Source organism: Sphingobium sp. (assembly GCF_035511395.1).
Lineage (GTDB): Bacteria > Pseudomonadota > Alphaproteobacteria > Sphingomonadales > Sphingomonadaceae > Sphingobium.
On the sequence record NZ_DATKFP010000416.1, the window covers coordinates 1 to 6,463 of the forward strand.

Sequence of the window (6,463 nt, forward strand, 5' to 3'; positions counted from 1 at the left end):
AAAAATATTGCAGTCGCAACACCTGGATTCGCGGCAGATTGCTTGGAAACCCTAGAGGAAATTGCTTTGCGGGCGAAAGATGTTTTTTTGAGCCGGGGTGGGGAAAATTTTGCCTATCTGTCTTGTTTAAACGCCTCGCCGGAAGCTATCACTCTCTACAAGAGGCTGATGAGCCGCGAACTTTCGGGTTGGATGGACTGACCCCTGTTGGAAGAGGAGGCCTATATGTCGAGGGTGGCGATCGTGACCGGCGGAACGCGAGGCATTGGCGAGGCGATCAGTCTGGCGCTCAAGGATCTGGGATATGAAGTCGCCGCCAACTATGGCGGCAATGAGGAAAAGGCAAAGGCCTTCACCGATGCGACCGGCATCGCGTCCTTCAAGTGGGACGTGGGCGATCATCAGGCGTGCCTCGATGGTGTGGCGCAGGTGACGGAGGCGCTTGGCCCGGTCGACATCGTCGTCAACAATGCGGGTATCACCCGCGACGGCGTGCTGGCCAAGATGAGCTTCGATGACTGGAACGAAGTCATGCGCATCAATCTTGGCGGTTGCTTCAACATGGCCAAGGCGACGTTCGGCGGTATGCGCGAACGCGGCTGGGGCCGTATCGTCAATATCGGCTCGATCAACGGTCAGGCAGGGCAATATGGTCAGGTCAACTATGCCGCCGCGAAGTCGGGCATCCACGGCTTCACCAAGGCTCTGGCGCAGGAAGGCGCGAAATATGGCGTGACTGTCAATGCCATCGCGCCCGGCTATATTGACACCGATATGGTTGCGGCCGTGCCCGCGCCGGTGCTGGAAAAGATCGTTGCGAAAATCCCGGTCGGCCGCCTCGGCCAGGCGCATGAGATTGCGCGCGGCGTGGCATTCTTCTGTAGCGACGATGGCGGCTTCGTGACCGGCAGCACGCTGTCGATCAACGGTGGCCAGCATATGTATTGATGCAGGAGGGCGGCCCTGTGAACAATGCTGGGCCGCCCCCCTTCGCGCCGCCGGTGAAGCGGAGCGTGACCATTGCCGGGCATCAGACGGCGATCAGCCTTGAACCGATATTCTGGGATGCGTTGCGCCGCGCCGCAGCTGATGCCGACGTTCCAATCAACGCACTGATCGCACGCATCGATGTCGCGCGTCTCGCGGCAGACCCTGCGCCCAATCTGGCAAGTGCCATTCGTTGCTGGATTTTTTCGCGCGCGAAAAAAAACGAATAAGAATTATTCTCATTAGCGTTGACACTAAGAGTGATTCTCAATAGCTGCCCCTTCAACTAAAGCAGAGGGGGAGTTCGCTCCAAATGAGCAAGATTGCATCACCATCATTCCTGGCGCTCGGCTGTGTCGGCGCCCTTGCATTCGCCACCGCCGGCCATGCGCAGGAAACCGAGCAAGGCCAGAAGCTCGGCGGCATGACCGTGACCGATACCGCGATCGATGAATCCGGCGTCAAGGTCGAAAAGGCGGAATCGCCGAAATATGTTCGCCCGTTGCTCGATATGCCTCAAACCATCACGGTGATCGGCAATCAGACCATCCAGAAGCAGAACCTCCTCACGCTACGCGACGTGCTGTCCACCATTCCGGGCATCACCTTCGGAGCGGGCGAAGGCGGTGGCGGTTATGGTGACAGCATCAACCTGCGCGGCCAGAGCGCCAATACCGACATCAGCATCGACGGCGTGCGTGACAGCGCCCAATATAGCCGCACCGATCCGTTCAATATCGAACAGATCGAAGTCACGAACGGCGCCAACTCGGTCTATGGCGGTTCGGGAGCGATCGGTGGCAACATCAATATCGTGACCAAGCGCCCCAAGGCGCAGGACGAGACGCTGGTCCAGGCGGGCGTCGGCACGTCCGACTATTATCGCGCGACGATCGACAGCAACGTCCGCGTGTCGGATCTCGTCGCGGTGCGCCTCAACGCCATGTATCATGAGAATGACGTGCCGCGCCGCGACTTCGATCGCTATGAGCGCTGGGGTGTTGCGCCGTCGGTCAAGTTCGGCGTCGATGGGCCGACGTCACTGACGCTGCTCTACACGCATCAGGAAGACAAGAACACGCCGCTCTATGGCGTGCCTTACTACAAGAATGCAATCTATGACGGCGCACTGCCGGGCGTCCCCTATAGCGGCTATTATGGCTACAAGAATATCGACCGCCAGGACCAGACTATCGATCAGGCGACCGCGATCTTCGACCATCGCTTCAGCGACCTGCTGGCCGTCCGCAACCTGTCGCGCTGGCAGCGTATCGAACAGAAGCTGATCGTCGATCCGCCGCAGGGTGCCTATTGCCTTGCCAACGGTCAGACGCCGACCGGCACGGCCTGCGCGGCCGGACAGGTGCCCGGCACCTATTATCCGAGCGGTCCACGCGGTGGTTATCGCAATTCGGTGAACGACACGCTCTACAATCAGCTCGATCTGACCTTCAATATTCCGGGTGGCCATTCGCTGGTGCTGGGCACGTCGATGCTCCAGGAAGACTATGCGCTCGATAATGGCAACGTCCTGCGTAACGCGGGCGGCGCGTTGCCCAATCCGGTGCTCGACCCGATCAGCATCAGCGATCCGAACGGCATCTACACCGGTCCGGTGAATGCGATCCGGTCCGGTCATCAGGATGGCGATCTGTTCAACGTGGCGGCCTATGCCTTCGCGGCGGTCAAGCTGGCCGAGCCGCTGGAGATCAACGGCGGCATCCGATGGGAACATAACCGCGCTCGCTTCCGGTCGGACACGATTGCGACGCCGGCAATGGGTGGCGCCTACACCACCGGCGCCCGGCAGGACGCAACCGACAATCTTTTCTCCTACCGTATCGGCCTGGTCTACAAGCCGGTGGAAAATGCCAGCCTCTATATCGCCTATGGCAACAGCAAGACTCCAACGGCTACCACTGTCCGTTCGGGCTGTGGTCTGCTGATTACCGGCACCGGCGGTACCAACGATGCTTGCGAGGCGAAGCCGGAACAGGCGGTCAATTACGAGATCGGTGGCAAGGTCGACCTGTTCGACGCGCAACTGCAACTGACCGCGGCGGTTTTCCGTAATGAGCGGAAAAATTATCGCGTCACCAGCAATGACCCCTTCATCGGTACGCTGCCGGTCAATGACGGCCGCAACCGCGTGAACGGCGTAACGCTCGGTGCGACGGGCAACATCACCGAAGCTTGGTCGATCTTCGCCAACTATACCTATCTGGACAGCAAGGTCATTCAGAGCGTTTCGGACGCCTGCATCGCCTCTCCTTGGACTGGTACGGCATCGGGCATCGGGTCGGCGACGGCAAACCCGTGCGGCAACAATGTCTTGGTTCCCGATCCCCAACGCGGGCAGGAACTCACCAACACGCCGAAACATTCGGGCAGCCTGTTCACCACTTATGACCTGCCTTTCGGACTTCAAGTCGGCTATGGCCTGACCTATCAGGGCAGCTTCGCGCTGACTAATCGTGCGCTCGTCACGCCGCTGGTGGCCGGCAGCACGGCGATCGGGCCGATCTACCGCTCCGACTCCTATGTGGTGCATAGGGCGATGCTGTCCTACACCTTCTTCGAGAAGCTGACGGCGCAGTTGAATGTCCAGAACTTCACAAACAAGAAATATTACACCAGCATCCGTAACAATGGCTGGGCCAATCCCGGCGAGGGCCGGTCGTGGGTGCTGACTCTGGGCTACAAGCTGTAGAGAACACTGCAATATCCCCGGCTTGTCCCGGCTGGGGATGAAGGGCGGGCAGCGATCCTTTCCCGGCTTGGTCTACTCCTCGGTCAATGCCCCGGATCGCCGCCCGCCCCAAATCTTGCCGAATATTGCTGGAACGCAATTGATTCGCATTAGGCTTCGCGTTATGGGCGCGAAGAGGGAGGCGCTTCCATGCTGCAAGCCGCAAGCCAGCCGATCGACGATCAGATGGGTACGACCGTGTTGGCGATCGAGCGGGAATCCACACCCGTCATGGCGCTGGTCCAGTCGCCGCCCCGGCCTGCGGAACGCTACGGCGCCCGATCCCGTCCCAATATTCCCGCGATCGTCGCGATCCTGCTGATCCATGCCGTGGCCATCGGTGCGTTGATCCAGGTGCGCAATCATGTGCAGCGCATGGAGGAAGTGAAGCTGACGGTGGTCAATCTGACGCCGCCGCCTCCACCTGCCGCCGAAGCCCCGCCGCCACCGCCGTCCAGGCCGGAAGTGGTCGCGCCCCCGCCGATCGTGCAGACTCCGGTCCCGCCGGTTCAGACCGTGCAGACGACGCCAGATCCCGTGCCCGTTTCGACCCCAGCGCCCGTCGCCGTCGCCGTGCCCGGACCACCCGCGCCGGTTGCGCTGCCGGCTCCGCCCAGCATGGTGCAGGCTGATGACCTTGGGGCGCAGATGATCGCGGGCAAGCCGCCCCGCTACCCGGTCGAAAGCCGTCGCAAGCATGAACAGGGCACGGTGGTGCTGAGCCTGATCGTCGGCCTTGACGGCGCGGTCGAAAGCATCAGCGTGGCACAGAGCAGCGGTTCTGCCCGGCTTGACAATGCCGCGCGCGACGCCGTCAAGGGCTGGCGCTGGAAGCCGATCCTGCGCGGCGGACAGCCGGTGCGGGTCAAGGGCGTGGTCGAAATCCCCTTCATCCTGCGGACCGATGCCGGCTGAGTTCCCATGCTGATCGCCATACCTGACCTGATCGACGCCGAAGGCGTCGCAGCCATCCGTGCCCTCATCGACACCGCCGACTGGGTGGACGGCAACATCACCTCCGGCCACCAGTCCGCGCTGGCCAAGCGCAACCTTCAATTGCCCGAAGACAGCGACGCAGCGAAGCAGGCCGGGGAGATGGTGCTGGAGGCGCTGGGTCGTTCGCCCCTGTTCATCGCCGCTGCATTGCCGCTTAAGATTTTTCCGCCCTTGTTCAACAGCTATGCCGGCGGACAGAATTTCGGCGTGCATGTCGACAATGCGGTGCGCATTCAGGCGGGGACGGGCTTTCGAGTGCGATCCGACCTGTCGATCACCGTCTTTCTGGAAGATCCCGCTGCCTATGCAGGTGGCGAACTGACGATCGAGACGCATTTCGGCGTACAGCAGGTGAAGCTCCCGGCGGGCCATGCGGTGCTCTATCCTTCGTCGTCACTGCATCGGGTAGAGCCAGTGACGGAAGGGCGACGGGTAGCGAGCTTCTTCTGGCTCCAGTCGATGGTTCGCGATGATGGTGCGCGGCAGATGCTGTTCGACCTGGACCGCAGCGTACAGGGAGTGGCGGAGGCGTTGGGGCAGGGGCATGGCGAGGTGATCCGCCTGACGGGCATCTATCACAATCTGCTGCGTCGCTGGGCGGACGCCTGAAAGCTCAGGCGCGTTGGGCCTGCGGATCGACCGTTGGAACCGCTTCCGGAATGACCAGTGCGCGTCGCACGCAGACACGGTTTCGGCCTGTTTCCTTCGCTTCGTAAAGCGCGTTGTCGGCACGGGATATCGCATCATGGATCGACGGATCGGCGTGGTGCAATGTGGTGAGGCCGAAGCTGGCGGTCAGTTTCTGCTGTAGGCCGAGGCGTGTGGCCGCCTGCCCGGAAAAGTGGCAGCGCACTGTTTCGGCGATGCTCGCGGCGATGGCTGCGTCGGTTCCCGGTAGGAGGAGCAGAAACTCTTCGCCCCCGAAACGCGCGACGATGGCATCTGCCGGGGCAATGGTCCGTAGCATGTCGGCCAGAGCCACGATCACCCGGTCGCCAGACGCATGGCCATGGACGTCATTGACCGCCTTGAAATGATCGATATCGCAGGCGATCAGGCTACCGCCCTTGCCACGAATCCGGGCGACGGCCTCATCGAAGCCGCGTCGGTTGAGCAATCCGGACAGCGGATCGACATGCGCGTCGTGGCGATAGCGGGCGATAAGGTCGAGCATGCAGGCGGCCAGAGCGGACAGGGCAAGGAAAAGGCCGAACATGCACGCCAGCGCCTGCATCAGGAAGGCATAGTCGCTGTCGCGAAAGGGTACGCCGCTCGGCAGGGTGAGGGATACGGTGCTGCCGCGCAGCAGATTGTCGAGCGAGACCAGAATGACGGCGGCGTAAAGGACGCGGTCGGGCCAGCAGCGCAACTGCCCGCGTGCGGCGATCAGTGGCAGGGAGATGAGCAGGAAACAGCCGAAATCGGATGACACCAGTTCCAGCGGAATATGGCCGGCCAGAACGGCGAAGCTGCACAGTGAGATCGATCCGCCCCAGATGATCAGGCGCAGCCTGAGCATCCAGTTGCGACGCCAGCGGTCCAGCAGCGCCTGGCTGAACAGCAGGAAGCCGGTGGCGAAGAAGATGTCCGCGACGATGCCCCACAGGTCGGTGGGGAGCGCCTGGAAGGCGACCGGCACGGCGAAGCCGCCGGCGACGGAAAAGAAGGCGCCGCTCCACCAGCCAGCGCCACGCGCCCCCCACCCCCAGACGATGAGGAAGGCGACCCCGA

7 protein-coding genes are annotated in these 6,463 nt (G+C 62.0%); 6 read left to right on the forward strand and 1 reads right to left on the reverse strand.

All coding sequences use genetic code 11. The annotated features are described in order from the left end of the window. From VMR39_RS27955 to VMR39_RS27980, 6 genes are all read left to right on the forward strand, one after another. Positions 1 to 201, forward strand: a 201-nt coding sequence (locus VMR39_RS27955; RefSeq protein WP_325421397.1) for a ferrochelatase, incomplete at its 5' end; no start/stop codon positions are given. Between the two features lie 24 nt (positions 202 to 225). After that, complete coding sequence (phbB, locus tag VMR39_RS27960; protein WP_325421399.1) at positions 226 to 948, forward strand: acetoacetyl-CoA reductase; 723 nt, start codon at positions 226 to 228, stop codon at positions 946 to 948. Beyond that, positions 948 to 1,217, forward strand: a complete 270-nt coding sequence (locus VMR39_RS27965; protein ID WP_325421401.1) for a ribbon-helix-helix domain-containing protein — start codon at positions 948 to 950, stop codon at positions 1,215 to 1,217. Before phbB ends, VMR39_RS27965 begins: the two co-directional genes overlap by 1 nt. Positions 1,218 to 1,300: 83 nt before the next feature. Further along, positions 1,301 to 3,697 carry a TonB-dependent receptor gene (locus tag VMR39_RS27970; protein ID WP_325421403.1) on the forward strand — a complete coding sequence of 799 codons (2,397 nt, stop codon included), beginning with the start codon at positions 1,301 to 1,303 and terminating at the stop codon, positions 3,695 to 3,697. A gap of 270 nt (positions 3,698 to 3,967) precedes the next feature. Next, complete coding sequence (locus VMR39_RS27975) at positions 3,968 to 4,651, forward strand: energy transducer TonB (protein ID WP_414712609.1); 684 nt, start codon at positions 3,968 to 3,970, stop codon at positions 4,649 to 4,651. 6 nt (positions 4,652 to 4,657) lie between these two features. Beyond that, entirely contained in the window at positions 4,658 to 5,341 is a 684-nt protein-coding gene (locus VMR39_RS27980; protein ID WP_325421407.1) for a Fe2+-dependent dioxygenase, read from the forward strand. Positions 5,342 to 5,345: 4 nt separating this feature from the next. On the opposite strand, the gene VMR39_RS27985 is transcribed toward VMR39_RS27980, so the two are convergent. Further along, positions 5,346 to 6,463, reverse strand: a 1,118-nt coding sequence (locus VMR39_RS27985; protein ID WP_325421409.1) for a GGDEF domain-containing protein, incomplete at its 5' end; no start/stop codon positions are given.

Coding starts and splice junctions, on each gene's coding strand:
- phbB (WP_325421399.1), top strand. CDS start 226: ATGTCGAGGGTGGCGATCGTGACCGGCGGAACGCGAGGCATTGGCGAG.
- VMR39_RS27965 (WP_325421401.1), top strand. CDS start 948: ATGCAGGAGGGCGGCCCTGTGAACAATGCTGGGCCGCCCCCCTTCGCG.
- VMR39_RS27970 (WP_325421403.1), top strand. CDS start 1,301: ATGAGCAAGATTGCATCACCATCATTCCTGGCGCTCGGCTGTGTCGGC.
- VMR39_RS27975 (WP_414712609.1), top strand. CDS start 3,968: ATGGCGCTGGTCCAGTCGCCGCCCCGGCCTGCGGAACGCTACGGCGCC.
- VMR39_RS27980 (WP_325421407.1), top strand. CDS start 4,658: ATGCTGATCGCCATACCTGACCTGATCGACGCCGAAGGCGTCGCAGCC.